Origin of the sequence: Micromonospora sp. CPCC 206060, from assembly GCF_036906895.1 — a bacterium.
Lineage (GTDB): Bacteria > Actinomycetota > Actinomycetes > Mycobacteriales > Micromonosporaceae > Micromonospora.
On sequence record NZ_JBAKHU010000270.1, the window covers coordinates 1 to 732 of the forward strand.

2 pseudogenes are annotated in these 732 nt (G+C 63.0%); both read left to right on the forward strand.

What is annotated here, in order from left to right:
• Nucleotides 1–113: 113 nt before the first annotated feature.
• Nucleotides 114–332, forward strand: a pseudogene (locus V6U90_RS33685) (transposase); the annotation flags it as partial.
• Between the two features lie 10 nt (nt 333–342).
• A pseudogene (locus V6U90_RS33690) lies at nt 343–627 on the forward strand (integrase core domain-containing protein); the annotation flags it as partial.
• Nucleotides 628–732 lie beyond the last annotated feature (105 nt).

The following is a 732-nucleotide window of genomic DNA, read 5'->3' on the forward strand; positions in this document are numbered from 1 at the left end:
GAACTCCATGATCACCGACGTGATCTCACCCGCTCTTCCGGCCTCCACACAGGCCACTCACTGCGCACATCACCAGCTCAGGGCGTCCGCCGACTGACTACGCAATCGCCCTGCCCTGGCAGCGGCCGACGAACGAGAACACGAACGGGCTGCTACGTCAGTACTTTCCGAAGGGCACTGACCTGTCGAGGTGGTCCAACGAGGACCTCGAAGCCGTCGCCCTCGCGGTCAACAACCGGCCCCGCAAGATCCTTGGCTGGAAGACCCCGGCCGAGGTCTTCGCTGAACAGCTACGCTCATTACAACAGCCCGGTGTTGCAACAACCGATTGAACTCGCCCAGTACACCTCCGCCGAGTTCACCCGCTACTGCCGCGACAACCGGATACGCACCAGCGTGGGGCGTACCGGTGTGTGCTGGGACAACGCCGCCGCCGAATCGTTCTTCGCCACCCTGAAGAACGAGATGTACCACCGGCAGCGCTTCGACACCCGCGCCCGTGCCCGGTTCGCCGTCGCCGAATACATCGAAGTCTTCTACAACCGGCAACGGCTGCACTCCGCCCTTGACTACCGCACCCCAGCCGAAGCCCTCACCGACTACCCGCCGATCCCGATAGCAGCCTGACCAGCAAATCCACGAAGACCTGTCCAAGATCCTTGACACAGCGTGACTGGTCAGGTGCTCGTCGGCGGGTCGGCTTGACCTGGGTCGTTCGGGTTGGATCATGGT